This is a genomic window from Micromonospora sp. NPDC048898 (assembly GCF_043198035.1).
In the GTDB taxonomy this organism is placed as follows: domain Bacteria; phylum Actinomycetota; class Actinomycetes; order Mycobacteriales; family Micromonosporaceae; genus Micromonospora.
The window spans coordinates 34400-59843 of sequence record NZ_JBICUF010000021.1 but is presented as its reverse complement, the minus strand read 5'-3'; the positions used below and the strand labels follow the sequence as shown (position 1 = coordinate 59843).

General features: G+C 72.8%; 24 protein-coding genes and 1 riboswitch. Of the genes, 15 read left to right on the top strand and 9 right to left on the bottom strand.

Annotated features, from left to right (window positions below; all coding sequences use genetic code 11):
- The first annotated feature begins 109 nt into the window (after positions 1-109).
- The 9 genes from ACGFIQ_RS32865 to ACGFIQ_RS32825 all read left to right on the top strand — a co-directional run bounded on the left by ACGFIQ_RS32865 (position 110) and on the right by ACGFIQ_RS32825 (position 8704).
- Positions 110-376, top strand: a complete 267-nt coding sequence (locus tag ACGFIQ_RS32865; RefSeq protein ID WP_393249671.1) for an acyl carrier protein — start codon at positions 110-112, stop codon at positions 374-376.
- Positions 376-621: an acyl carrier protein gene (locus tag ACGFIQ_RS32860; RefSeq protein WP_210781760.1), complete on the top strand. Its 246-nt coding sequence runs from the start codon at positions 376-378 to the stop codon at positions 619-621. The genes ACGFIQ_RS32865 and ACGFIQ_RS32860 overlap by 1 nt, the downstream gene beginning before the upstream one ends.
- Complete coding sequence (locus tag ACGFIQ_RS32855; protein WP_393249669.1) at positions 614-1723, top strand: beta-ketoacyl synthase N-terminal-like domain-containing protein; 1110 nt, start codon at positions 614-616, stop codon at positions 1721-1723. The genes ACGFIQ_RS32860 and ACGFIQ_RS32855 overlap by 8 nt, the downstream gene beginning before the upstream one ends.
- Positions 1724-1866: 143 nt before the next feature.
- Positions 1867-2304, top strand: a complete 438-nt coding sequence (locus tag ACGFIQ_RS32850; RefSeq protein ID WP_393249667.1) for a beta-ketoacyl synthase chain length factor — start codon at positions 1867-1869, stop codon at positions 2302-2304.
- Positions 2301-3917 (top strand): class I adenylate-forming enzyme family protein, encoded by a 1617-nt coding sequence (locus tag ACGFIQ_RS32845; protein ID WP_393249665.1) that lies wholly within the window; start codon positions 2301-2303, stop codon positions 3915-3917. The genes ACGFIQ_RS32850 and ACGFIQ_RS32845 overlap by 4 nt, the downstream gene beginning before the upstream one ends.
- Before the next feature lie 67 nt (positions 3918-3984).
- The gene (locus ACGFIQ_RS32840) at positions 3985-5223 is read left to right on the top strand and encodes a beta-ketoacyl-[acyl-carrier-protein] synthase family protein (RefSeq protein ID WP_393249663.1); all 1239 of its coding nucleotides are present in this window, start codon (positions 3985-3987) and stop codon (positions 5221-5223) included.
- Positions 5224-5380: 157 nt separating this feature from the next.
- The gene (locus ACGFIQ_RS32835; protein WP_393249661.1) at positions 5381-6352 is read left to right on the top strand and encodes a thiamine pyrophosphate-dependent dehydrogenase E1 component subunit alpha; all 972 of its coding nucleotides are present in this window, start codon (positions 5381-5383) and stop codon (positions 6350-6352) included.
- A gap of 28 nt (positions 6353-6380) precedes the next feature.
- A complete protein-coding gene (locus ACGFIQ_RS32830; RefSeq protein ID WP_393249737.1) occupies positions 6381-7349 on the top strand; it encodes an alpha-ketoacid dehydrogenase subunit beta in 969 nt (322 codons plus the stop codon).
- Positions 7346-8704, top strand: coding sequence for a hypothetical protein (locus tag ACGFIQ_RS32825; protein ID WP_393249659.1), 1359 nt, complete (start codon positions 7346-7348; stop codon positions 8702-8704). The genes ACGFIQ_RS32830 and ACGFIQ_RS32825 overlap by 4 nt, the downstream gene beginning before the upstream one ends.
- A gap of 46 nt (positions 8705-8750) precedes the next feature.
- On the opposite strand, the gene ACGFIQ_RS32820 is transcribed toward ACGFIQ_RS32825, so the two are convergent.
- Complete coding sequence (locus ACGFIQ_RS32820) at positions 8751-9479, bottom strand: SGNH/GDSL hydrolase family protein (RefSeq protein ID WP_393249657.1); 729 nt, start codon at positions 9477-9479, stop codon at positions 8751-8753.
- 39 nt (positions 9480-9518) lie between these two features.
- Complete coding sequence (locus tag ACGFIQ_RS32815) at positions 9519-9755, bottom strand: hypothetical protein (protein WP_393249655.1); 237 nt, start codon at positions 9753-9755, stop codon at positions 9519-9521.
- A gap of 345 nt (positions 9756-10100) precedes the next feature.
- Between ACGFIQ_RS32815 and ACGFIQ_RS32810 the strand changes: the two genes are divergently transcribed.
- Positions 10101-11096 (top strand): pentapeptide repeat-containing protein, encoded by a 996-nt coding sequence (locus ACGFIQ_RS32810; RefSeq protein ID WP_393249653.1) that lies wholly within the window; start codon positions 10101-10103, stop codon positions 11094-11096.
- A 26-nt stretch (positions 11097-11122) separates the two neighbouring features.
- Here ACGFIQ_RS32810 and ACGFIQ_RS32805 read toward each other — a convergent pair whose 3' ends face one another.
- Complete coding sequence (locus ACGFIQ_RS32805; RefSeq protein WP_393249651.1) at positions 11123-12346, bottom strand: MFS transporter; 1224 nt, start codon at positions 12344-12346, stop codon at positions 11123-11125.
- Positions 12343-13908: an AMP-binding protein gene (locus ACGFIQ_RS32800; RefSeq protein WP_393249649.1), complete on the bottom strand. Its 1566-nt coding sequence runs from the start codon at positions 13906-13908 to the stop codon at positions 12343-12345. Before ACGFIQ_RS32800 ends, ACGFIQ_RS32805 begins: the two co-directional genes overlap by 4 nt.
- A 313-nt stretch (positions 13909-14221) precedes the next feature.
- Here ACGFIQ_RS32800 and ACGFIQ_RS32795 point away from each other — a divergent pair, with 313 nt between their 5' ends.
- The 5 genes from ACGFIQ_RS32795 (at position 14222) to ACGFIQ_RS32775 (ending at position 19616) form a co-directional block, all read left to right on the top strand.
- On the top strand, positions 14222-15499 hold the full coding sequence (locus ACGFIQ_RS32795) for an SGNH/GDSL hydrolase family protein (RefSeq protein ID WP_393249735.1): 1278 nt from the start codon (positions 14222-14224) through the stop codon (positions 15497-15499).
- A 68-nt stretch (positions 15500-15567) separates the two neighbouring features.
- Complete coding sequence (locus tag ACGFIQ_RS32790; RefSeq protein ID WP_393249733.1) at positions 15568-16779, top strand: cytochrome P450; 1212 nt, start codon at positions 15568-15570, stop codon at positions 16777-16779.
- A 7-nt stretch (positions 16780-16786) separates the two neighbouring features.
- Positions 16787-17947 carry an alpha-hydroxy acid oxidase gene (locus ACGFIQ_RS32785; RefSeq protein WP_393249647.1) on the top strand — a complete coding sequence of 387 codons (1161 nt, stop codon included), beginning with the start codon at positions 16787-16789 and terminating at the stop codon, positions 17945-17947.
- Positions 17948-17950: 3 nt separating this feature from the next.
- Complete coding sequence (locus ACGFIQ_RS32780) at positions 17951-19288, top strand: aminotransferase class I/II-fold pyridoxal phosphate-dependent enzyme (protein ID WP_393249645.1); 1338 nt, start codon at positions 17951-17953, stop codon at positions 19286-19288.
- 67 nt (positions 19289-19355) lie between these two features.
- Positions 19356-19616, top strand: a complete 261-nt coding sequence (locus tag ACGFIQ_RS32775) for a hypothetical protein (protein ID WP_393249643.1) — start codon at positions 19356-19358, stop codon at positions 19614-19616.
- A gap of 100 nt (positions 19617-19716) precedes the next feature.
- Here the strand turns inward: ACGFIQ_RS32775 and ACGFIQ_RS32770 are convergent, their stop codons facing one another.
- From ACGFIQ_RS32770 to ACGFIQ_RS32750, 5 genes are all read right to left on the bottom strand, one after another.
- Complete coding sequence (locus tag ACGFIQ_RS32770) at positions 19717-21153, bottom strand: glycine hydroxymethyltransferase (protein ID WP_393249641.1); 1437 nt, start codon at positions 21151-21153, stop codon at positions 19717-19719.
- Positions 21154-21172: 19 nt separating this feature from the next.
- Positions 21173-21262, bottom strand: a riboswitch (ZMP/ZTP riboswitch).
- Positions 21263-21517: 255 nt separating this feature from the next.
- On the bottom strand, positions 21518-22018 hold the full coding sequence (locus ACGFIQ_RS32765) for a hemerythrin domain-containing protein (protein WP_393249639.1): 501 nt from the start codon (positions 22016-22018) through the stop codon (positions 21518-21520).
- Positions 22019-22098: 80 nt separating this feature from the next.
- Complete coding sequence (locus tag ACGFIQ_RS32760; RefSeq protein ID WP_393249637.1) at positions 22099-22968, bottom strand: NAD(P)H-hydrate dehydratase; 870 nt, start codon at positions 22966-22968, stop codon at positions 22099-22101.
- Positions 22952-23683: a histidine phosphatase family protein gene (locus tag ACGFIQ_RS32755; RefSeq protein ID WP_393249635.1), complete on the bottom strand. Its 732-nt coding sequence runs from the start codon at positions 23681-23683 to the stop codon at positions 22952-22954. Before ACGFIQ_RS32755 ends, ACGFIQ_RS32760 begins: the two co-directional genes overlap by 17 nt.
- Before the next feature lie 43 nt (positions 23684-23726).
- On the bottom strand, positions 23727-25286 hold the full coding sequence (locus ACGFIQ_RS32750; RefSeq protein WP_393249633.1) for a glycosyltransferase family 39 protein: 1560 nt from the start codon (positions 25284-25286) through the stop codon (positions 23727-23729).
- Positions 25287-25444: the final 158 nt, after the last annotated feature.

The following is a 25444-nucleotide window of genomic DNA, read 5'->3' as shown; positions in this document are numbered from 1 at the left end:
GCGGCAGCACAGCGGCCGGATTCGGCTGACCGCCGGTGTCCCGGCCGACCCACACGTAGGCGGTGTCCGGACCGGGCACCGTCAGCTGACCCACGCAGAGAGGGTATCCATGAGAGCCGAGGTCCGCGCCTTCGTCGTCGAGCAGCTCGTCGACATGAACTACGACATCGAGGGGCTCGACGACGACACCACGCTCGGCCCGTCCGGCGTCGACCTGGAATCTCTCGCCCTGGCCGACCTGTCCAGCCGGGTCGAGGACCGGTACGGCCTGACGTTCGCCGACGACGAGTCGGAGCAACTGGCCCTGATGACGGTCGGTGAGTTCACCACCATGGTCGCCAGTCGCGTCACCGAGGCGACGAGCGACAAAGCCTGATGAGCGGTCAGCCCGATCTGGGGCGAGCTGACCTGATGACCATGCTCGCCGAACTCACCGCGAAACCGGCTGCCGAGGTGTCCGACCGGATCGGCTCGATGGAGCTTGCCTGGCTGGTGCACCTCGTCGAGCAGCGCTACGAGTGCCGGCTCGACCTCACCGACGACGAACTGGCCGGTATCCGTACCGTCGACGACGCCCTGGTGGTGTTCCGGGCGTCGCTGACCGCCTCCGCAGATGGTTGAGGCGCGCGTCGCACAGCTCACCGGCGTGTACGCGCTCAGCGCCCTGGGACGGGACGCCGACGCGCAGCTCGCCGGTGCGCTGGCCGGGGTGCCGGCGTTCGGGCCGGTGGACCGGTTCGACACCGCCGCCCGCCGGGTCACCGTGGCGGCCACCCGGCCCGAGGTCGGCACGCTCCCCGACGAGTTGGCCGCCGCGATCGACGCGGCCTGCCGGGCGGCCGGCCTGGACCGGGTGCGGCGCACGGGGTGCGCGTTGCTGCTCGCCGTGCACGGCGGGCCGGCCCTCGATGCCGGCCCGCCGCCGGCCGTACTCGCCGGCCAACTCGCCGCCCGCTGTGGACTGTCCGGCCACACCCGGGTCTACACCAGCGCCTGCGTGTCGGCGAGCACGGCGGTGGCCGACGCCGCCGCCCGGATCACCCGCGGTGACGTCGATCGGGTGGTGGTCGCGGCCGGCTACCTGGTGGAGTCGGACCAGTTCGCGCTCTTCGACGCCGGTCGCGCCCTCGCGGTCGACGGGGCGGTGCGCCCGTTCAGCGCCGGCCGCCGGGGGCTGCTGCTGGGCGACGGCGTGGCCGCGGTCGTGCTGGAATCGAGCACCGGCCGGCGGCGCGGCGTCGATCCGGTGGCCACCGTGGCCGGTTGGGGACGGGCCGGTGACGCGTTCCATCCCTGTCAGCCGGAGCCCGGCGGCACCGGGCTGGCCCGCGCGGTCGACGCCGCGCTGCGCCGGGCCGGGCTGCCCGCACGGGCTGTCGGCTACGTCAACGCCAACGCCACAGGCACCACGCGGAGCGACGCCGCCGAAGCGGCGGCGCTGCGTCGGGCCCTCGGCGCGCACGGCACGCGCGTCCCGGTCAGCTCCACCAAGTCGGTGCACGGGCACGCGTTGGAGGCGTCCGGGTTGCTCGAACTGGTGGTCACCGCGCTCGCGCTGCGACACGGCGAGCTACCGGTCAACGCCGGCTGGCTGGCCCCCGACGAGGCCTGCCCCCTCAACGTGATCACGGACCGTCCCGAAAAGACGGAGGCCACCCACGCCCTGACCCTCAACGCCGCCTTCGGCGGCGCCAACACCGCTCTCCTGGTCGGCGTCGGATGACCACCCCCAACCTCCCGCGGTCTTGCACGTTCTGTCCCGACGAGTCCGACCAGGCACCCAGGACGGCGACCGCAAGATCGCCGGGGGAGAGGGCTCGGGCTCTCTGGCCCGAGGCTGGGGACGTCGGGGGCAGCGCGGCGGGGGTGCCGGGGTTCGTGCACTCGGACTTCGCGCCGGTGATGGTGGCCGTCGCGGAGCGGTGTCTGCGGCGGGGATACGGGTCGGCGGGGGCGCCCGCCGGGGTGCGGACGGGGATCGTGCTGGTCAGCGCCAGTGGCGATCTCGCCAGCGCCGAGCACGTACGGGCGACAGTCGAGGCCGGCGGGCGGATCGGTCCGCTGTTCTTCTTCCAGTCCGTGCCGAACAGCGTCGCCGGACACATCGCGGCCCGCTGGGACCTGCGCGGCCCGGTGGTCTGTCTCAGCCCGACCGGTGACCCGTATGCCGACGGGGTCGCCGAGGCGGACCTGCTGCGCGACGACGGCGACGCCGACGAGGTGTTGCTGATCCTGATCGAACAGGCACCCGACAGGCCGACCGAGGCGGTCGCGGTGCTACTGGGGGGAGGAGCACGACCATGAGGACACGGGGACTGCGCGGCGCACTGGCCGCCGACACCGAGGTGGGTGCGGGCAATGTCCTGGCCCGGGTACTGGCGCACGGCGCGGACCCGGACGGGCCGGGCCTCACCTTCGACACCGCAGTCGACGGGCACCCCGCCGAGACACCCCTGACGCTGGGGCAGCTCGACGAGCGGGTCGCCGCCCGCGCCGCCTGGCTGCACGAGCGCGGGGTACGCCCCCGCGACCCGGTCGCCGTCTGGGCCACCGCCGCCGCCGACATGGTGCTCAGCTTCCTGGCACTGACCCGGCTCGGGGCGATCCCGGCGCTGATGAACGGCAAACTCCGCCCGGAGATCGCCGCCGAGTACATCCGCCGCCTGCGAGGCGTCGGTGTGCTCGCCGACGACGCGCACACCGCCCTGCTGGCCGGGCACGACCTGGGCGTACCGCTGCTTGGCACCCTCGCGCGGACCGGCGCGGGCGACCCGGCGGCGGCCCCGGCGCACTACCGGCACCACCCGGACGACCCGATCGTGATCACGCACACCTCCGGAACGACCGGGGTGCCCAAGGCGGTGCTGCACTCGCACGCCAGCCTCTTCGCGGCCACCCGGCACCTGCTCACCATGCCGCAGGCGCAGGGCACCAGCCGGATCCTCAACGCGCTGCCCGCCCCGCACACCGCCACGGTGCTGATGGTCAACCAGGTGCTGGGCAACCGTGCCCAGATGTTCCTGCTGTCGGAGCAGGACGGCGAACGGGTGCTGGACGCGATCCAACGCTGGCGCCCCGACGGGGTGTTCGGTTTCTCGGTCACCTGGGCGGAGCTGGCCCGCTTCGACCTGTCCGGGTACGACCTGGACTCGGTGCGGTTGTGGTTCAACACCGGCGACGCCTCGCACGAGCCGCACATCCGCCGCCTCGTCGCGGTCGGCTGGCGCGACATGGTCACCCGCGACGGGGTGGCGAGGGTGCCCGGCTCGGTCTTCATCGACGGGCTGGGTTCCAGCGAGATGGGGCACTCGATGTTCCACATCACCCATCGCGCCGACACCGACCGGTACGGCCGCTGCATCGGCCGCCCGTACCAGTTCACCAGGGTCGCGGTGCTCGACGCCGACGGCGAGCCGGTGCCGGTCGGCGAGGTGGGTTTCCTGGGCATCGACTCGCCGTCGCTGTTCCGGGGTTACTGGAACGACTCGATCACCACCTACCGCTTCCGCCAGCGCGGCTGGTACCTGACCGGTGACCTGGTGCGTGTCGATGCCGACGGCCGCTACTACCACGTGGACCGGGCGGTGGACTCGGTCGACGCCGGTGACGGGCGGCGCTTCTACACCGCCCTGTCCGAGGAGCGGATCCTCGCCGCCTGCCCGGACGTCACCGACTGCACGGTGGTGATCGTCGCCAAGGCCGGCGGGGTGGTCACCGACGTGCTGCTGGAGTTGGCCGCCGGCGCCGACGTGGCAGAGGACCGCACCGAGCGGGTCCGTGCCGCCCTCGGCCCGGACGTCGGCGCCACGCTGCGCCGGGTGGTGCCGGTGGCCTCCGCCGACATCCCGGTCACCGTGACCGGGAAGGTCCGCAAGGTGGTCCTGCGCGAGCGCTACCTCACCGAGGCGTCGTCGTGAGCCCGGCGAACCGAGGCGTCGTCGTGAGCCGGCGAACCGCCGGCGCGGAGCGAAGCGGAGTGGTGGCGTGACCGCCCTGATCACCGGGATGGGGCTGTTCACCCCGGTCGGGCGGGGCGTCGAGGAGACCTTCGACGCGCTGACCACCGGCCGGTCCGGGCTGACCCGTCCACCCCAGGGGCACCCGGCGAGCGGGTCGCTGCACGTCGCCGGCCTGCTGCCCGACATCGACCCGCGTACCGTCGCGTCCGGGCCGGAGACCCGGGTGCTGGACCGGATCGTCGTGCTCGCCCTCCTCACCGCCGCCGACGCCCTCGCCGACGCCGGCATCGAGGTGGGCCGCGACGTCGACCCCGACCGGATCGGTGTGATCGTCGGTGGGGTCGGGGGGATGGCCACCCTGGAGTCACAGGTGCTGGCCCGGGCGGCCCGGGGTCGGGCGGCGGTCAGCCCGTACCTGCTCACCGGGATCCTGCCGAACATGCCGGCGGCGCGGATCGCCATCGCGTACGGCATCCGGGGTTACAGCTCGTCGGTCGGCACCGCCTGCGCCTCCGGCGCGCAGGCGGTCGCCGACGGCGTCCGGCTCATCGCGACCGGGGAGGCCGACGTGGTGCTCTGCGGGGCCAGCGAGGCGCCGCTCTTCCCGACCTTCGCCGACACCTTCGGCAACGCGCGGGCGTTGGCGCGCGCCGGCACCGACCCGAGCCGGGCGAGTCGGCCGTTCGACACCTCCCGGACCGGGTTCGTCCTGTCCGAGGGTGCCGCGTTGCTGGTCCTGGAGAACGCCGAGCACGCCGCGGCGCGGGGCGTCGCCGGATACGCCGAGGTGGCCGGGCACGGTGCGACGACGGACGCGTACCACCTGACCGCCCCCCGCCCGGACGGCGCCGGCGCGGCGGCGTGCATCCGCCGGGCGCTGCGCAGCGCCGGTGTCCCGGCGGCGGCGGTCGGTTACGTCAACGCGCACGGCACCAGCACGAAACTCGGTGACATCGCGGAGACCACCGCCCTGGCCGACGTCTTCGGCGTCGGCGGTGTGCCGGTCAGCTCCACCAAGGCGCTCACCGGTCACCTGCTCGGCGCCTCCGGGGTGCTGGAGGCGGCGGTCACCGCGTTGGCGCTCGGTCGGGGGCTGCTGCCGCCGACGTACCACCTCGACGATCCGGATCCGGCCTGCCCGGCGGACCACATCCGGGGCGCGCCCCGCAAGGCCGACCCGGAGTACGCGGTCACCAACTCGTTCGGTTTCGGCGGCCAGAACGTGAGCCTGCTGCTGGCGCGGGTTGCCGAGCCGAGGGGGTGATCGACGCGGTATCCCGGGCGGGGCGCGTCCGGACGGCAGCACGGGTGGGAACCGGGTGGGAAGGGGCTTCAGGGGACATGGGCATCCGCGGTATCGACCACATCGAACTCCAGGTGGGGGACGCCCGACAGGCGGCCCGCTACTTCAAGGCGCCCGCGTGACCGCCGCCGACCCGGTCGGGCTCTACCGCACGGTCCGGCTGATCCGCCGATTCGAACAACGGGCGGTGGAGTTGGTCCACGGCGGGCAGATCGTCGGCGGCATCCATCCGTACCTCGGCCAGGAGGGGATCGCCGCCGGCGTCTGCGCGGCGCTGGGTGCCGACGACGTGCTCGCCGGCACCCACCGTGGACACGGGCACGTCCTGGCCCGGGGCGCCGATCCGGCGCGAATGATGGCCGAGCTGTGTGGCCGGGTCACCGGCCTCAACGCCGGCCGGGGCGGTTCGATGCACGCCGCCGACCTGAGCATCGGCGTGCTCGGCGCGAACGCGATCGTCGGCGCCTCCGGGGCGATCATCACCGGCGCGGTCTGGGCGCACCGCCGCCGGGGCCGCGACACCGTCGGGGTGAGCTTCTTCGGCGACGGCGCGGTCAACGAGGGGATGCTGCTGGAGGCGTTCAACCTGGCCGCGCTCTGGCGGGTGCCGGTGCTGTTCGTCTGCGAGAACAACGGCTACGCCACCACCATGCCGGTCGCCGCCGCGGTGGCCGGCAGCATCGCCGGCCGGGCCGCCGCGTTCGGCATCCCGGCCGTCCAGGTCGACGGCCAGGACCCCGAGACGGTACGCGTGGCGGCGGCCGCCGCCGTCGACCGGATGCGCTCCGGCGGCGGCCCCGAGCTGATCGAGGCCCGGACCTACCGCTTCGACGCCCATCACACCTTCGAACACGCGGTACGCCTCGACTACCGCCCACCCGACGAGGTGACCCGGGGTCGGGCCCGGGACCCGGTCCGCATCCAGGGCGAACGCCTCTCCGACGCCGACCGTGCCGCGGTGGACGCCGAGGTCGACGAAACCCTCGACGCGGCCGTGCGGTTCGCCCTGCACAGCCCGCAACCCGACCCGGCCGACGCCCTGGCGTACCTGTACGCCAGCGGCCTGACCGCCCGCACCGGAGGTGGCTGAATGACCGTATGCACCGGAGGTGGTTGAGGTGCCCCGACTGTCGTACCGCCGGGCGCTGACCCGGGCCCTCTCCGACGAGTTGGCCCGCGACGAGGCGGTGTTCCTGCTCGGTGAGGACGTCCAGGTCGGGGCGTCGCTGGTGACCACCGGGCTGGCCAAACGGTTCGGCACCGATCGGGTCCGCGACACCCCCCTGTCGGAGCAGGCGTTCACCAGCTTCGCCACCGGGGCGGCGCTGGCCGGGCTGCGGCCGGTGATCGAGTTCCAGATCCCGTCGCTGCTGTTCCTGGTCTTCGAGCAGATCGTCAACCACGCGCACAAGTTCCCGCTGATGACCGGCGGGCAGTGCAGCGTCCCGGTCACCTACCTGGTGCCCGGCTCCGGCTCGCGTACCGGGTGGGCCGGGCAGCACTCCGACCACCCGTACAGCCTCTTCGCCCACGTCGGCGTGGTCACCGTCGTGCCGGCCACCCCGACCGACGCGTACGGGCTGCTGGTCACCGCGATCCGCCACGACGACCCGGTGGTGGTGTTCGCGCCGGCCGCCGCGATGGACGTGCGCGACGACGTCGAGGACCCGGCCCCGGTGCCGCTGGGCCGGGGCCGGATCCACCGCTCCGGCGACGACGTGACGGTGGTCGCGATCGGGCATCTGGTGCACGACGCGCTCGCCGTCGCCGAGGAGCTGGCCGACCAGGTCTCGGTGGAGGTGTTCGACCCCCGCACCCTGTACCCGTTCGACATCGACGGCCTCACCGAGTCGGTCGCCCGCACCGGGCGACTCGTGGTGTTCGACGACGCCAACCGCTCCTGCGGCATGGCCGCCGAGATCATCGCCTCGGTGGTGGAACGGGTCCGGCTGCTCGCCCCACCCCGCCGGGTCACCCGACCGGACGGGTCGGTGCTCCCGTTCGCCCCGGCACTGGACCGGGCCGTCCAGCCCGGCCGGGACCAGCTCGCCACCGCCATCCACCTGACCATGAAGGACGGATCATGATCGACCCGAACTATGCGTGGCCGGCGGCCGACCGGGCCTGGACCGACCTGCCGGAGCCGGCCCGTTCGGCCATGGTGGCCGGTGGGGCGGCAGCCTGGGAGCAGGTCTTCCACGGCCGGGCCAGCTACAACAAGCAGTGGCGGTTGGCCCGCCCCCCGGTGCTCACCGCCGACGCCTGGCGGGAGCTCAACGAGGTCTGCGACCGGCTCGCCCAGCTCATCCTCGACGCCTGCCGTCGGCGGACCGGCACCGCCGGTGAGCTGCGCCGGCTGCTCGGCGTACCGGCGGGGGAGACCCGCCTGTTGGACGAGGCCGAGCCGCTGACCGAGGCGCTGCTGGCCGCGTACCGCCCAGATGTGATCTTCTCCGCCGGGGTGCCGAAGTTCGTCGAGTACAACATCGACAGCAGCCTCGGCGGCGGGTTCGACGCCGACACCGTCATCCAGCGGTTCGCGCGCCTGTACCGGGAGCGGGGCATCCTCGACGACCTGCCGGTGCGGGCCGCGCCGTCGCTGCTCGACCAGCGGTTCGTGGCGATCCGTGAGGAGTTGCGGCTGCCCGAGGGCGCCCGGGTGGCGCTGCTGATGGACTTCGACGCCGACTACCCGGGCCTCGACGACCCGCAGACGTTCATCCGGATCCTCGACCCCCTCGCCGTACGGGCCCGGGACTTCGGCATCGACCTGGTCATCGCCCCGGTGTCCAGCGCCACCCTGGACGCCTCCGCGCGGTTGGTGGTCAATGGCGCGCCGGTCGACGCGCTGTTCCGGTTGTTCGTGCCCAACCGGGTCACCCCGACCGCCGGTCTGGACGCGGTGGCCGGGGCCCTCGCCGCCGGCACCCTCCCGATGTTCGTGTCGGCGGCGGCGTGGCTGCTCGGCAACAAGACCACCTTCGCCTGGCTGTGGGAGGACGTGGACGGGCTACCCGCCGACGACCAGTCGCTGATCCGCCGGCACGTGCCGTACACGGTGCCGTTGACCGCTGCGGTGCTCGACCGGGCCATCGCCGAACAGGCCGAGCTGGTGGCGAAACCGGCCGACGGCTCCGCCGGTCACGGCGTGCTGCTCGGCCCGGAGCTGAGTGCGGCGGACTGGGCCGAGGGTGTGCGGGCTGCCGTCGATCGGGGCGGCGCGATCCTGCAGGAGTACCTGCCGACCGACCGGGTGTCGATGGACTTCGTCCAGATCGAGACCGGCGAGACGGTCACCGCCGACGTCCCGTTCTCGCTGGCCCCGTACCTCTTCGGCCGCCACGCCTCCGGCGGCCTGGCGAGAGTCGGCTACCCCGGCTGCGACGGAGTCCTCAACCTGGCCCACGGCGTCCTCCTAACCGGACTCCTCCTAAAGGACTGACCGACGCCCGCGCCCCAACCCCGCCCTGCGCTCGTTGATCATGGAGTTATTGCCCCTCGCGGCGTGTCGCGGCAATAACCTCATGATCAACGGGGGTCTGCCGGGGTGGGGGGTGGGAGAGGGTGCGCAGGGTTTGGGCTGTTGCTATGGCGTCGCTGCGGGCGCTGCCGTGGCGGCCGTCGGTGCTGTAGAGGGAGGGGTCGGCCGTCATCGGGTGGTCGGTCAGGTGCACGTGGAGCGTGTGCAGACGTTCGGCCAGGCTGGCCGTGTGTGCCGACAGGCGGCGCATTCGTTCGCCCAGGCCGGGCCGGAGGTGCTCGGGCACCGCGGGGCTGTGCGAGACGTCGAACATCCCCACGGTGATCACGTCGGCCCCCGCGGCGCGTAGCGCGGTGATCATCGCGGTCAGTTCGGCGTCCACCGCCTCCGCGTCGTACGCCGGGTGGAAGGCGTCGTTGCCCCCGCAGACGACAAGCGCCAGGTCCGGTGCGAAGGCCAGCGCCGGGGCGAGCTGGGTGGCCCGCACCTGGTGCGCGCGCAGCCCGCGTCGACCCAGGTTCCGGTACGCCAACTCGGGGCACGCCGCGGTCAGCTCGGCGGCGACCCGGTCGACCCACTGCACGTCCGGGTAGCCCGGCGTCGGCTCACACATTCCCTCCACGACGCTGTCGCCGAGCGCCACGAACCGCCGCCACGGGTGCCCGTGCAGCAGCTCGGCGGCCTCGCCGGGGCGCAGACAGTACGGGTCCGTCGATTCGGTGAGCGCCGATGGCATGCGGGCACGCTAACCGACCGGCGGGCGCCCCGGCCAGGCTCAGACGGTCAGCCTGACCTCGGCCAGGTAGACGTGGGTCTGTCCCTCGTGGGAGGAGTAGTAGCTGACCCACAGCAGGTCGTCGTGCCAGACCAGGCCGGGGTAGCTGGTGTCGCCGCCGGACGGCAGCGCGACCAGCTCGGACAGCTCGCCCCGGTCCGGGTCGACGACGCAGGTCGCGGTGCGGACCTCGCCGTCGTGCAGGCGTGCCCCGGCGCTGGGGCGGGGAGTTGGCACCCACCGCTCACGATGGGCGGTGGGCCGTCCGCACCGTGCGGCCCTGGGCCGGTGGCGGAGGAGGTGGGCTGACAGCAGGGGTGGCGGAGGTGGGGTCAAATGGAGGTCGTGGCGACCATCCGCGCTCGACTAGCCGCCGTCCGCGCCGCCTGGCGCGCCGGTACCCCCACCGCGGCCCCCGGCCGCCCGACGCGCGGAGGGCGGCCTCGGCCGACTATCGTCGCGTCGCGCGCCCTACGCCCTGGCCGACCGTCGACAACCCGGTTGGAGCTGGCTCCGGGCGCCCCCCTGGAACTCAAACCGGACCCCTGGCAACGGTTACTCGGCCTGGGGAGCATCCTGTCGGTGATCGTCCTCGCGGTCGGGCTGTACGTCACCAACGCCGCCAACCGTGCGCAACAGGAGGCCAACCGCGAGCAGCAACGCCTCACCGCGCAGGGGCAGATCACCGACCGCTTCACCGCGTCGATCGAACAGTTGGGGCAGCCCGGCGCCGACAAGGTGGACGTGCGCCTGGGCGCCATCCACGCCCTGCGACGGATCATGCGTGATTCTGCGGCCGATCGTCCTGCCGTGGTGGAGATCCTGTCGGCGTTCGTCCGCGTCCACTCCGTCGGCGGGACGGCCGCTCCCACCCCGGCCCGCAGCGACAAGGCCACGGGGGCGGCCGCCGTCGAGGACACCTTGGCACTGCCCCCGGTGGACATCCAGGCCGCTCTGGCCGCGCTGGGCGACAGTGACTCGATCGGCGGCCGGCCGGATCTGACCCGCGTCGACCTGTCCCGCACCGACCTGCGCGGGATGGACCTGGTCGGAATGGACCTGGGCCTGGCGAATCTGGAAGGGGCGAACCTCTCCGCCGCCGACCTGACCGACGCAGACCTGGCCGGCGCCAACCTTACCGACGTCGAATTGATCGGCACGAAGTTGCGCGGCGCCAACCTCAGCGAGGTGGACCTGCAGGACGTGCAGATGGACCGGGCGCGACTGGACCACGCCACCTTCACCGGGTCGAGCCTGGTCGCGGCGAGCCTGCGTTTTGCCGTGCTGACCGACGCGGACCTGACCGCCACCGACCTGACCGACGCGGACCTGACCGACGCGGACCTGACCGGCGCGGACCTGACGGGCGCGGACCTGTTCGGCGTCGACCTGCTCGGCGTCGACCTGACCGAGGCAAAGATCGAGCGGGCGAGACTGCTCCTGGATTGGAACATCCGGTGCGCTTACGTGGACGAGTGGACGCGCATGCCGCCCGGAGTGACCCGGCCGGCAGCCGACGCCCACCGCAACGACCCCGAGTGCCGGGCCCGTCGGGCAGAGCGGGCAGCGGTGCGGTAGGACCTCGCGAGGCAGGCTGGGGCCGGTCACTGTGTGGTGACGGGGGTGGGCCGCGCCGGTGTCTCCGGGCCGGACGCCCTGGTCAGCAGCGGGTACGCGGTGACCACCAGGCACGCCGCCGCCATGGTCAGCAGGGCCGGGGTAAGCCCCAGAGCGTCCACCGACCAGCCGCCGAGCAGCGCGCCGACCGGCAACCCGACGAAGGCCAACGAACCGGCGATGCCGATCACCCGGGTCTGCAACTCCGGCGGCACCCGCTCGTAGAGCGCCACCCCGAGCAGCGGGTTGATCGCCGCGATGCCGATTCCGGACAGGAACGTCACCACCAGCACCACCGGCAGCTCGTCGCTGATCGCCAGCGCCACCAGCCGGGGTGTGCCGGCGACCAGCGCGCCGAGCAGGAACGTCAGCCGCCGGGGCAGCCGGGGCCCGAGCATGGTGAACACCAGGTTGCCCAGCAACGCGCCCGCCGAGAACGCCGCCAGCACCAGACCGAGGCCACTCGGGCCGGGCAGCTCCCGGGCGACCCAGACCGGGATGTAGACGGCCACGCTGGCGTTGGCCACCATGTTCAGCGCCGAGATGACGGCGAGCATGCCGAGCAGCGGCCGATCCCGGCCCAGGTAACTGAAACCGCCCCGCAGGGCGCGCAGGTAACTTTCCGGCTGGGCGGGTTGCGTCGGGACGACCGACGGGCGGACCAGGACGCCGATGAGCAGCGCGCAGACCCCGAAGCTGGCCGCGTCGACGAGGATCGCCTCGGTCACCCCGAAGACGGCGATCAGCAGGCCGCCGACGGCGGCGCCGAACAGGGTCACCACCCGGCCGAGCCCGTCGTACGCGGAGGTCAGCCGGATCAGCGGCACTCCGGCGGCCTCCGCGACCGGGCGGAACATCACGTGCTTCACCCGGTCCCCGATGCCCCGCAGTGCGCCGGCCACCGCGACGAGCGCCACCAGCGGGGCGAAGCCCAACCACGGGGTCAGCGCGACGACGACCATCGCCACGGCGCTGCCCGCGTCGCAGAGGATCGAGGTACGGCGCAGGCCGATCCGGTCCGCCCAGGGTGTGCCCAACGCGCTGGACAGGAGGTACGGAAGGGTCTCGGCGAACGCGACGAGGCCCATCTTGGTGGGGCTGCCGGTGGTGACGAGCACCAGCCACGGGATGGTCACCACCGAGATGCGGGTGCCCAGGTTGGAGATCAGGTCCGCGCTGACCAGGACGACCAGTTGCCGGCGGGGAGTCACGCCCCGACCGCCGCCGCCCGACGTGCCGCGTACCGCGCGCGCAGGGCCCGCTTGTCCACCTTCATCGACCGGTTCACCGGCAGCCGGTCGACGAACTCCACAGCGGCCGGCGCCCACATCTCGTTCAGCTCGGCGGTGACCAGGTCGATCAGCTCCGCCCCGGCGACCGTCACCCCCGGGGCGAGCACCACGTACGCGTACGGGACCTCACCGGCCGTCTCGTCCGGTACGCCGATCACGGCGGCGGCCCGTACCCGCGGATGCCCGGCCAGCACGTCCTCGATGGGGCGGCAGAAGATCGGCCAGCTCCGTCGTTGCGTGAGGATCGCGTCGTCTGCCCGGTCGACCAGGTAGAGGTAGCCGTCGTCGTCGAGGTGACCGATGTCGCGGGTCCGCACCCAGCCGTCCACGAGCGTCTGCGCGGTCAGCTCCGGCTGGCCATGGTAGCCGGCGAAGCGCAGCCGGGTGTGCACCCACACCACGCCGTCGCGGCCGGTCGGCAGCACGGTGCCGTCGTCGTCGCGGATCTCGATGCGGACGTCGCCGTAGGGCCGACCGCAGGAGCCCAACCGCTCCGGGTGCTCCGGATCGTCGGTCAGGCCGGGCAGCGCGGTGATCACGACGGCCTCGCTGAGGCCGTACACGATGCGCAGCACCGGGCCGAACCGCGCGATGGCCTGGCGCAGCCGGGCGGGCGCGGCGGGCCCGGCGCCCACGTTGAACATGAACATGGCGGAGAAGTCCGCGCCGACGAGCGCCGGATGGTCCAACACCTCGTAGAGCATCGGCGGGGTGACGAATGTCGAGTTGATCCGCTCGCGCCGCACGGTGTCCGCGAAGGCCACCGGGTCCCAGTCGTCGCGCAGGAACAGCACCCCGCCGGTGAACAGGTTGAACAGTGTGGTGATCTGCCCGCTGGCCAGCCACATCGGTGAGTGCGACAGATGCCGCAGCAGCGGGAACCCGGCGGCCCGGAAGTCGGCGGCCAGGGTGAGGATCTGGGCGTAGAAGCTGTCCCGGTGGTGCACCAGCTTGGGGCTGCCGGTGGTGCCGCTGGTCTGCAGGAACGACTCGGGCGTCGGCACGACCGCCGGCAGGTTCGTCAGGTCGGCGTCGGTGTCGACGGTGAGGTCGGGGCCGGTGCCGCCCGCGCCGAGACAGCACACCGGTGTGCCGGGCAGCGCGGCGGCCAGCTCCGGGCCCAGACTGGCCCGGTCCCGGGCGTCGTAGACCAGGGCGTCCGGGCGGGCCGATCGGATGAACTCGTCGATCTCCCGGCGCGCGGTCACCGGGGCGACCCACATCGTCCGGCAGCCGAGCAGGTGCAGGGCGAGCTGGAGCAGCGGACCCTCCACCGCGTTCGCGACGGTCACCAGCACCGCCGACCCGGGCCGTACGCCGTGCCGGGTCAACGTCGCGGCCATCGCCCGGACCCGTGCGGCGGCGTCGGTGTAGGTGAGGCGGCGGCCGGCGCCGACAAGCGCCTCCCGGTCGCCGAACTCGGCGAAGAGGTCCAACACCCTGTGCACGTAGGTCGTGTCGTGCCCGGGTCCGTCAGTCATCCGGCAGCCCCCATCCCAGAAAGCGGCGGTCCCCGGGCAGCTCCCGGTGACGACGCGACGGTGGCGCGCTCGGGCGACCGCACCGCCGCCGCCTGGAAGCCTAGGCGCGAAACGGCTGGTCGGAACCGTGCCGACGGGCGATCCGACGGGCCCGCCGGCCATTTGATGGCGTCGATCAGGTTGATTGACGCCCGTCAGCGGCGGCGGCTAGGTTTCTGGACCATCGTCCAGGCGGGCGCCGTCAGCGGACGGCCCTGGGCTGCCACACGATGGAGGTTCCATGGCAACGGCAACCCCGAAGAGATGGCCGGTCATCGCCGCCGCGGCCGCGCTGTTGGTCGTCGGCGCACCCGCCGTCGTCGCCAGCGCCGGTCCGTCCGGCACCGCCGCCGGCCGACCCGACCGCGCCGAGTGGGCGGGCGGTTGGGCCACCGCGGTCACCCGGGGCAACTCGGTCGGACTGACCAACACCGGCCTCAACGACCAGAGCGTCCGGATGATCGTGCACGTGTCGGTGGGCGGACCGGCGCTGCGGGTACGCCTCAGCAACCTGTACGGCGAGCAGGCGGTCAAGGTTGGCCGCGCCACCGTCGCCCGGCCGAACACCGCGACCCCCGACGACCTCTCCGACATCGACGCGACGTCGGTGCGCCCGCTGACCTTCACCGGCGCCACCACGGCGACCATGAACCGGGGCGCCGAACTCCTCAGCGATCCGCTGGCCTTCCCGGTCGCGGACGACAGTGACCTGGTGGTCACCCTGCACTTCCCGACGCCGACCGGCCCGACCACGTTCCACGGGCAGTCCCAGCAGGCCAACTTCATCGGCGCGGGGGATCTGACCGGGGCGGCCGAGGGCACCGGGTTCACCACCCGTCCCACCTGCTGCTGGTTCTTCCTCTCCGGCATCGACGTGCAGCGCAGGGGCAGTCCCGGCGCGCTCGTCGTGCTCAGCGACTCCATCGGTGACGGCAACGGCAGCACCGTCAACGCCAACCGGCGCTGGCCCGACCTGCTCTCCGACCGGCTGCTCGCCGACCGCCCGGACCGGCGCACCCCGGGCGTGCTCAACCTGAGCCTGGCCGGCAACCGGCTCAACCACGAGGGTACCGAGCCGGGCGACGGCAACTACCCCGGCTACTACCAGCTCGGCCCGAACGCGGCGGCCCGGCTCAACGAGGACGTCTTCGGCCAGACCGGGGTGCGTACCGTTGTCACCCACCTGGGCATCAACGACATCTGGATGTCGAACGACACACCCGAGGCGATCATCGGCACCCTGCGGCAGATCAACCAGCAGCTCCAGCAGCGCGGACTGACCAGCCTGGTGGCCACGCTGACGCCGTACGAGGGGCACGGCGCCCCGGGCGTGTGGACACCGCAGAAGGAGGCCACCCGCCAGGCGGTGAACGCGTACCTGCGCGGCAGCCGGGAGTTCGACGGGCTGCTCGACTTCGACAGCGTGGTGCGCGACCCGGCGCGACCCAGCCAACTGCTGCCCGCGTACGACTCGGGCGACCACATCCACCCGAACGACGCCGGCAACCAGGCGCTGGCCAACGCCGTGCCGCTGCGGTTGCTCGATCTGTGACCCGGGCCGGGGGCGGCGGGTCGTCCCCGCTGTCCCCGGCCACCGACATCGGCGGGAAGGAGTTGGCCGTGGACGTGGAGGAGATACTCACCGGCCTGTACAGCGAACAGGGCAGACAGGATCCCTACCCGTGGTACGCCGACCTGCACCGGCTCGGCCCGATCAGCGCGGTGCCGGCGCGCGCCGAGCACCGGACGGTGGCCGCGGTCGCGGTCGGCTACGACCTCGTCGACGGGTTGCTGCGCGATCCGGAGTGGACGAAACAGCCGCCGCCAGGGTGGGAGGAGCAGGAGATCCTGCGGACCTTCCAGACCTCGATGATGTTCGTCAACCCGCCCGATCACACCCGGATGCGGCACGTCTTCTCCCGCACCTTCACGCCGCGCCGGCTCGGCGCGCTGGAACCGGTGATCCTGCGGGTGGTCGACGAGCTGCTGGACCGGATGGCGGACGCCGCCGACGGCGTGGTCGACTTCGTGGCCGACTTCGCGTACCCGATTCCGGCCCTGGTGATGGCCGAGTTCATCGGCATCCCGGCCGCGGAGTTGCCGTGGTACCGCGAGCGGGTGGAGTGGATCGACGAGTTCCTGGATGTGGCGGGGAAGACCCCGCAGCGGTTGGCCGCGGCCAACACCGCCGCCCGGGATCTGCGGGTCTTCTACCGGGATCTGCTCGGGCACCGCCGCCGGGTGCCCGGGGACGACCTACTCAGCGCGCTGGTCGAGGCGCTCGACTCCGGTGAGGTGGCGCTGACCGAGGACGAGCTGGTCAGCAACCTGATCGTGCTGTTCAACGCCAGCTTCGTCACCACCGTCTACATGTTCGGCAACGGGTTGCCGTTGCTGTTGGCCCAGCCGGAGACGGTCGCGGCGCTGCCCACCGACGCCACGCTGGCCCAGGGCTGCGTGGACGAGGTGCTGCGGTTGGCGAGCCCGGTGCACTTCCTGGCCCGAGCCGCGCCGGCCGACACCGTGCTGGACGGCGTGCCGATCGCCGAGGACGACAACGTGCTGATCCTGATCGGGGCGGCCAACCGGGACCCGTCCCGCTTCCCGGCCCCGGACACCTTCGACCCGACCCGTCCCGGCCCTCCGTCGCTGGCCTTCGGGGCGGGTCTGCACTTCTGCCTCGGCGCGGCGGTGGCGCGGTTGGAGGGACGCCTCGCGCTGCCCCGGCTGTTCGCCCGGTTCCCCGCCCTGACCGTCACCGAGACGCCGACGTACAGCGGCAGCCTGTTCCTGCGCGGCATCGACAAGCTGCTGGTCAGCACCGGAGGATAGGAGCGACATGGCCCTACCTCCGGAGGTGGCCGCGTACCGGGCGGCCCGTGCCGCGGCCGGCGCCCCGCCGCGGTACGCGCAGACCGACCTGTCGGCCGTGTCGCTCGCCGACTACGCCGAGCGGGCCCGGGCCGTGCTGCCACCGGACGTGTGGGACTACGTGGCCGGCGGCAGCGCGTCCGAGGTGACCCTCGCCGCGAACCGTCGCGCGCTGGACCGGGTCGCGGTGCTGCCCCGGGTGCTGCGCGGGGTGGACACCGTCGACCTCGGCACCCACCTGCTCGGTCGTCGGTACGCCATGCCGGTCGGGGTGGCGCCGATGGCGTACCAGCGGCTGCTGCACCCGGACGGGGAGCTGGGTCTGGCCGCGGCGGCCGGTGCGGCCGGGATCCCGTACTTGGCGAGCACGCTGGGCAGCACACCCATCGAACAGGTCACCGGGACGGGCGTGGACGTCTGGTTCCAGCTCTACTGGCTTCGCGACCGGACTCTCGTCCGGGACCTGCTGGACCGGGTCGTCACGGCCGGGTGTCGGGCGCTGGTGGTCACCGTGGACGTTCCGGTGCTCGGCAGGCGTCCCCGGGACCTGCGCAATGCGTTCCGGCTGCCGGCCGAGGTGGTCGCCGCGAACCTCCCCGACGGTCGGGACGCGCTGGCGCACTCCGGCGCGCCCGGGGTGTCCGCGACCGCCGCGCACACCGCGTCGTCGTTCGCGCCGGCGCTGCGCTGGGCGGACCTGGCGTGGCTGCGCGAGCAGGTCGACCTGCCGCTGGTGGTCAAGGGGCTGTTGGACCCGCGCGATGCGATCGAGGCGGTACGGATCGGCGCGGACGCGATGGTCGTGTCCAACCACGGCGGGCGGCAACTGGACGGCTCGCCGGCGAGCGTCACCATGCTGCCGGAGGTCGTCGACGCGGTCGGGGACAGCTGCCAGGTGCTGTTGGACAGCGGCATCCGGGGCGGCACCGACGTGCTGCGGGCGCTGGCATTGGGCGCGGCCGGGGTGCTGGTCGGCAGGCCACTGCTCTGGGCCCTCGCAGCCGGTGGCGAACCGGCCGCCCGGCACGCGTTGGCGCTGCTGGCCACCGAGCTGACCGACGCGCTCACCCTGGCCGGCTGTGCCGACGTGGCGGCAGCCGGCGAGCTGCGCACCCTCGGGGTGGGCTGAGAGGTGACCGCCGCCGAACCGGTCGACCTGACCGTCGCCGACCTGCACCCGGCGCTGGGCGATCCGGCGTTGACGTCGATGAACTTCCTCAACGAGGTGTCCGAGCGCTACCCGGCGGCGGTGTCCCTCGCGGCCGGCCGGCCGTACGAGGAGTACTTCGACCTGGCGGCGGTGCACCGGCACCTGGACACCTTCCACCGGCACCTCGTCGACGACCTCGGGCACCGACCGGAGCAGGCCAGGCGACTGCTGCTGCAGTACGGCCGGACCAAGGGCATCGTGCACCACCTGATCGCCCGCAACCTCGCCGTCGACGAGGGGATCACCGTCGACCCGGAGGACGTCGTGGTGACGGTCGGCTGCCAGGAGGCGATGTTCCTGGTGCTGCGGGCGTTGCGGGCCGGGCCGATGGATGTGCTCCTCGCGGTCGCACCGACCTACGTCGGGCTGACCGGGGCGGCCCGGCTGGTGGACCTGCCGGTGTGGCCGGTCGCCGGTGGGTCGTCCGGGGTCGATCTGGCCGACCTCGCCGCCCAGGCACGCCGCGCACGGGCGGCCGGGCTGCGGCCGCGCGCCTGCTACCTGGTGCCGGACTTCGCCAACCCCTCCGGGGTCAGCATCGACACCGCTCACCGGCGGCGGCTGCTGGACCTGGCCGCCGAGGAGGACCTGCTGCTGTTGGAGGACAATCCGTACGGGCTCTTCCACCTCGACGACGGGCCACGCCCGCCCACCCTCAAGGCGTTGGACACCGGACGGCGGGTCGTCTACCTCGGCTCGTTCGCCAAGACCGTGCTCCCCGGCGCGCGGGTCGGGTACGTGGTCGCCGACCAGCGGGTGGCCGGTGTGGGCGGACGGGTCGGCCCGCTCGCCGACCAGCTCGCCATGATCAAGAGCATGGTCACGGTCAACACGTCGCCGATCGCGCAGGCGGTGATCGGCGGCCGGCTGCTGGAGCACGGATGCAGCCTGGTGGCCGCGAACATTCGGGAACGGGCCGCGTACACCCGGAACCTGCGTCACCTGGTGGCCGGCCTGACCCGGCGCTTTCCGGCCGTGCCCGACCAGCCGGACCGGCCGGCGGCGGTGCGCTGGACGGTGCCGGCCGGAGGATTCTTCGTGGTGGTGACGGTGCCGTTCCCGGTCGACGACGCGTTGCTGGACCGCTCGGCGCGCGACTACGGGGTGCTGTGGACGCCGATGGCGCACTTCTACGACGACACCGCGCCGGTGCGCGCGTTGCGGTTGTCGGTCAGCGCGGTGACACCCGAGCAGATCGACGTCGGGCTGGATCGCCTCGCGGGGCTGATCACCGACGAGTTGGCCCGTCGAGCGGGCTGACACACCGCGTTCACCGGATGGCAATGCGCGACGGCCGGCGTACAGTCGTCCTGGGTGGACGGTCATAATGGGCCGCATGGTTGCCTGGGAGTACGCCCTGCTCGTCCGCCGTTATCAGGGACAGGGCCGCAATTTTCATGTCTCGTTCGTCTGGTACGCCCCGGACGGGTCCCGCAAGGACATCACCGCCTTCGGTGACACCGCCATCGCGCACCTCAACCGCGCCGGCCGGGAGGGGTGGGAGTTGGTCTCCGCGGCCGAAGACGTGAACAACGTCCAGGGCAGCACCGAAGTGCACCGCTACCACCTGAAGCGCCCCCTGGAGTGACCGGCCACCCTCGCGTCGATCATGGAGTTGTGGTGGTGGACGAAAGTCGCGCACCAGCCCGGATCGGGCACCACAACTCCATGATCGACGGGAGCGGAGGCTAGCTCAGGTCGATGGCCGGGTAGAGGGGGTGCGGGGCCAGCAGGTCGGTCGCCTGCTGGGCGATCTTGTCGGCCAGTTCGGCGTCGAGGTTGTACTTCGCCTTGGACGGGGTGCCGTCGGCGTTGGCGCCGGCCGTGGTCTGGGCCAGCACGGTGTGGATCAGCTCCGCGGTCTGGTCCATCTCGGCGGTGCCGAGGCCGCGGGTGGTCAGCGCCGGGGTGCCGATCCGGATGCCGGACGTGTACCAGGCCCCGTTCGGGTCCTGCGGGACCGAGTTGCGGTTGGTGACGATGCCCGAGTCCAGCAGAGCCTGCTCGGCCTGCCGGCCGGTGAGCCCGTAGCCGGACACGTCGATCAGCACCAGGTGGTTGTCGGTGCCGCCGGTGACCAGCTTGGCGCCCCGGCGCAGCAGCCCCTCGGCGAGAGCCTGCGCGTTGTCCACGATCCGCTGGGCGTAGTCGGCGAAGTCGGGGCGGCGGGCCTCGGCGAGGGCGACGGCCTTGGCGGCCATCACGTGCGGCAGCGGGCCACCGAGCACCATCGGGCAGCCGCGGTCCACCTGGTCGGCCAGCTCCGGCTGGCAGAGCACCATGCCGCCGCGCGGGCCGCGCAGCGACTTGTGGGTAGTGGTGGTGACGATGTGCGCGTGCGGCACCGGGTCGAAGTCGCCGGTGAACACCTTGCCGGCCACCAGGCCCGCGAAGTGCGCCATGTCGACCATGAAGGTGGCGCCGACCGAGTCGGCGATCTCCCGCAGGATCCGGAAGTTCACTTTCCGGGGGTACGCCGAGTAGCCACCGACCAGGATCAGCGGCTTGAACTCGCGGGCCGCCTCGGCGACCCGGTCGTAGTCGATCAGGCCGGTCGCCGGGTCGGTGCCGTAGCTGCGCTGGTCGAACATCTTGCCGGAGATGTTCGGCCGGAAGCCGTGGGTGAGGTGGCCGCCCGCGTCCAGCGACATGCCGAGCATCCGCTGGTTGCCCAGCTCGCGGCGCAGCGCGAACCAGTCGGCCTCGGTGAGGTCGTTGACCTGGCGGACCTGCGCCTTCTTCAGCGCGGGGGACTCCACCCGGTCGGCCAGCACCGCCCAGAACGCGACCAGGTTGGCGTCGATGCCCGAGTGCGGCTGCACGTAGGCGTGTGGGGCGTCGAACAGCTCCCGGGCGTGCTCGGCGGCGAGCGCCTCGACGGTGTCGACGTTCTGGCAGCCGGCGTAGAAACGGCGGCCGACGGTGCCCTCGGCGTACTTGTCACTGAACCAGTTGCCCATGGCCAGCAGCGTCGCCGGGGAGGCGTAGTTTTCACTGGCGATGAGCTTGAGCGACTCCCGCTGGTCGGTCAGCTCGGCGCCGATGGCGTCGGCCACCCGCGGCTCGACAGCTCGGATCACCTCGAGGGCGCTCCGGAATGCGGTGGACTCGGCGTTGTGCGACATGCGACCTCCAACAGACGTGCGGGAAGGCCCAGGCGCTCGGCAAACGTCCTCGTGACGGGGCCGCTCCCCGATGGTTGTCCATCCCCACGCGCCAGTAACGGCCCGCGCCGATCCTACCGGGCCGTCCGGGGCCGTCCCGGGGCGACCTCCGTACCGCACGCGTCGGAAGGGTTGGGCGGCCGATGTCGGGGCACAGGGTGGGGGAGGTAGCACCGCCACCGGCAGGAGAGGAGTTCCCCCATCATGACCACACCGACCTCCGAACGGCCGCTCGCCGTGGTGACCGGAGCGTCCAGCGGACTGACCCCGGGTGCACGACGAAGGGCCCGGCATCGTGCCGGGCCCTTCGGTGTGAGCAGGCGCCTCAGGCGGTCACCGCGTCGATCGCCTTCTTGATCGCCTTCGGGTCACTGGGCGTACGAGGGGCGTCCGCCCGCAGCGCGATCATCCGCTCGCCGATCTCCTGCAGCTGCTTACGACCCAGGGCCTCGCGGACCTTGGGGAACCACTCTTCTTCTTCCTCCTCGACGTGGTGCGTCACGTTCTCGATCAGCACCGTCGTCTTGGCGTTGAAGTGCTCGTGGTCCGCGTCCATGGCGGCCAGCTCGGCGCAGAGCACGTCGGCGACGTGGTGCTCCTCGTACGACTCGAGGATGTCGTCCTCCAGGTCGGGCAGCAGGCGGCGGACTTCCGGGTACATCACCTCGTTCTCGAGGTACGTGTGCACGGTGAGGGCCTCCAGGATTTTCTGCACCAGCTTCTGCCGCTGGCTCGCCGGGCCCTCCTCGGCATCCTGGAAGGCCTTGAACAGGCGGCGCATCTCCTTGTGGTCCTCTTTGAGCAGGACGATGGCATCTGTCGACACGGGTATGACCTCCCTGGAACTCGTCTGGTGTGATTCCGGTACCCAGCAGGTCAAATGCGGAAACAGCGGATAACGGCTGATCAGACCATCGCCAACGTGCGGGGGATCTCCTCGAGCAGCTCCCGGGCGAGGAAGCCGATCCGGCCGTACCGGGGGATCAGCCGTTGGCCGCTCACCGCGTGCGCGAACGAGCCCCAGCAGGCGGCCTGGGCCGGGTCGGCGCCCCGGGACAGCAGCCCCGCCAGCAGCCCGGCGAGCACGTCCCCGCTGCCGGAGGTGCCCAACCCCGCGTCGCCGCTCTCCTCGCGCCACCCTCGGCCGTCCGGTGCGGCCACGTGCCCGTAGAGCGAGACGACCGCCTCGTACCGGCCGGCCAACTCGGCCGCCTCGGCGTCCAGGTCGTCGCCCGGGTCCCGCCCGAGCAGGTGCCTGGCCTCGGTGAGGTTCGGGGTGAGCACCACCGGCCGGCCCGAGCCGACCAGCAGGTCCGGTGCGTGACTGAGCGCACCGAGGGCGTACGCGTCGAGCACCAGCGACGTCTGCGGCCGGGCGGCCTCCAGGACCAGACTCAGCAACCGGTTGGTCTCGTCGATCGCCTTCAGCCCCGGCCCGACGGCCACCACGTCGGCCTGGGCGACCAGCTCGTCGAGCTGCCCGTCCCGGTCGGCGGCGACCGCACCGTCGGAGGTCTCCGGCAGCCCGACCACCAGCGCCTCGGGCACCTGGATGCTCAGCGTGGCGGCGGTGGACTCGGCGGCGGCGAGCTGGAGCACCCCGGCGCCGGCGCGCAGCGCGGCCACCCCGGCGAGCAGCACCGCACCGGGGGTGAAGCGGGACCCGCCGACGACCAATACGGTGCCCCGGCTCTCCTTGCCACCGACCGGCACCGGTAGTGCCCAGTCCCGCAGCAACGCCGGCGTGATCACCTTCACCTCAGACCGGTTCGGCATGGATCTCGTCCTCCCTGGTCGGCTGGGCGCCCTGCCGGTGCAGGTGGCCGACCTCGTTGAACCCGCCCAGGACCAGCCGATCCCGCGCGTCGGCGGACCAGTCGGTGATCGAGCAGTTGGCGATCACGTGTTCGCGGGTCAGCGCCATCAGGTCCGCCTCGGTCAGCCCCTCCACCAGATAACGCAGCAGAAAGACGAGCGCGTCGTGGCCGAAGAGCAGGACCCGCTGGCCCTCGTGGTCTCGGCGCAGGTCACCCAGGAGCGTGCGCAGCCGCAGCGCCACGTCGGTCCAGGACTCCCCGCCGGGCGGGCGGTAGTAGAACTTGCCGAGCCGGGCCCGCCGCTCGGCCTCGTCGGGGTAGCGTCGGCGGACCCCGTGCCCGGTCAGGCCGTCGAGGATGCCCAGCTCCCGGTCGCGCAGCCGCTCGTCGCGGCTCACCGGCACCCCGGTGCCGTGCAGCGCCAACTCGGCGGTGCAGACCGCCCGCAGGTACGGCGAGACCACCGCGACGTCCGGCCGGCGGTCCGCGGGCAGCCCGGCCAGCCAGCGCCCGGTGGCCCGGGCCTGCTCCTCGCCGGTGGGGGACAGCGGCACGTCGGCGTCGCGGTGACTGAGCCCGATCAGCTCCTCGCCGGACGCCTCGGCGTGCGTCGCCGCCACGTTCGCGGTGCTCTCACCGTGCCGGATGATCCAGAGCGTTGCCAGTTCCGCCATGCCGACCCCCTACCCGGGTGCCGGCGGCGGTAATCGCGCCCGCTCAGCCGCGCCGTTGCAGCAGGGCGACGGTCATCCCGGTCACGTGGGTCAGCTGGGCCAGCTGGTACCGCTCGCCGAGGACGGCGGCCGCCTTTTTCGACAGCCCGGTCATCGGTGTGTCGGTGACCGTCGGCTGCACCAGCCACAGCCGTGGCTCGTCGCGCAGGCAGCTCGCCGGGTCGGCGCAGTCCGCGGCGAACAGCTCGTTGCGCTGGGCCGCGGTCCGCGCCTGGAACACGTTGCGCGGGGAGATGTCCGCCGGGAGGTAGTACCGGACTCCGGGCTCCGTCAGCCACCACCAGACGTCGCCCACGACGAGGCCGTCACCGGGCTGGTAGCCCGCCTCGATGACCCGTGCCGCCTGGGAGTAGGACAGTGGCTCGAAGGCCCGCGCCTGGGGGTAGGTGTACCAGCTGTGCGAGTACTCCCCGCGCATCGCGAGCTGACCCGGTACGGACAGCGCGGCCACGACCACCAGCCCGGCCGCCACCAGCGGGGTACGGCGCAGCACGGCGAGCCCCGAGCCGGCCAGGACCGCCCAGGCCGGCAGCAGGAACAGCAGGTACTTGGAGAAGAAGTAGTTGATCTCGCCGGTCGAGGCCACCAGGATGACCGGCACCGGCAGCACGGCGACAAGCGTCGCGCTCACCGTCCGGGCCACGGCGTCGCGGCGCAGGTGGGTCAGCAGACCGATCGCGGCCAGCGCGGTCACCGCGGCGGCGAGCAGCGTCGAGCCGTACGCCTGCTCCCAGACCGTCCAGGGTGAGCTGTCCGGGATCCAGCTGATCTGCCGCCCCGCCTGTTTCATCCCCCGCAGGATCACCGGCGCGGCGAGCGCCACCCCGCCGAGGGCGGCGAGCGGGAACCAGGCCAGCGACCACCAGGCGCGCTTGCGCCAGCAGTGGAGCAGAACGGCGGTGCCGTGCCCGACCAGCAGGGTCAGCGCCACCACGTTGACCAGGCCGATGCCGGCCACCGCGAGGGTGTACGCCCCCCAGCGCAGCCACCCGGGCCGCTCCAGCGCGCGGAGCAGGAACAGGGTGGCCGCCGCCGCGGCGAGGACGACGAAGGCGTACGAGCGGGTTTCCTGCCCGAACCGGGTGACCGTGGGCACCAGGGCGAAGACGAACCCGGCGGCGACACCCGTCCGGTGGTCGAAGAGCCTCCGCCCCGCCAGCGCCACGCAGGCGGTGGCCAGGGTCATCGCCAGCGCCGACGGCAGGCGTACCGCGATCGGGCTGGTGCCGAACAGCGTCGTCCAGGCGTGCATGAACAGGTAGTAGGCCCCGTGCACGGCGTCCACGCTGGCCAGCATGCCCCGGATCTGCCCGGTGGAGCGGGTCGCCACGTCGATGGTGACCAGCTCGTCGTGCCACATCTCCGGGCTGCCGAGCCGCCACCCGACGGCGACCGCGGCGAACGCCGTCGGCCAGAACCAGACGCTGAGCGCCAGCCGGCGGGCGAGCGGGACCGGTCGGCGGTCCGGCCCGGTGGGCGGGGGAGGACTCCCCGCATCGGTCTGCGCGGGCTGCGCGTCCGTGGCAACGGCGCGGTTCGACATCGGCGTCCGATCGGGGGGCGGGTTACGGGGCGCGCCGATGATAGCGCCCACGAGCGCCGGCCCCCGCGCGTGATCGGCCCGATCCGGGTGCGCGCCCGCTCGGTTCGGCGATGGCCGATCGCGGGGACGGGCCTGATAATGTGGCCGCGCCCGTCGAG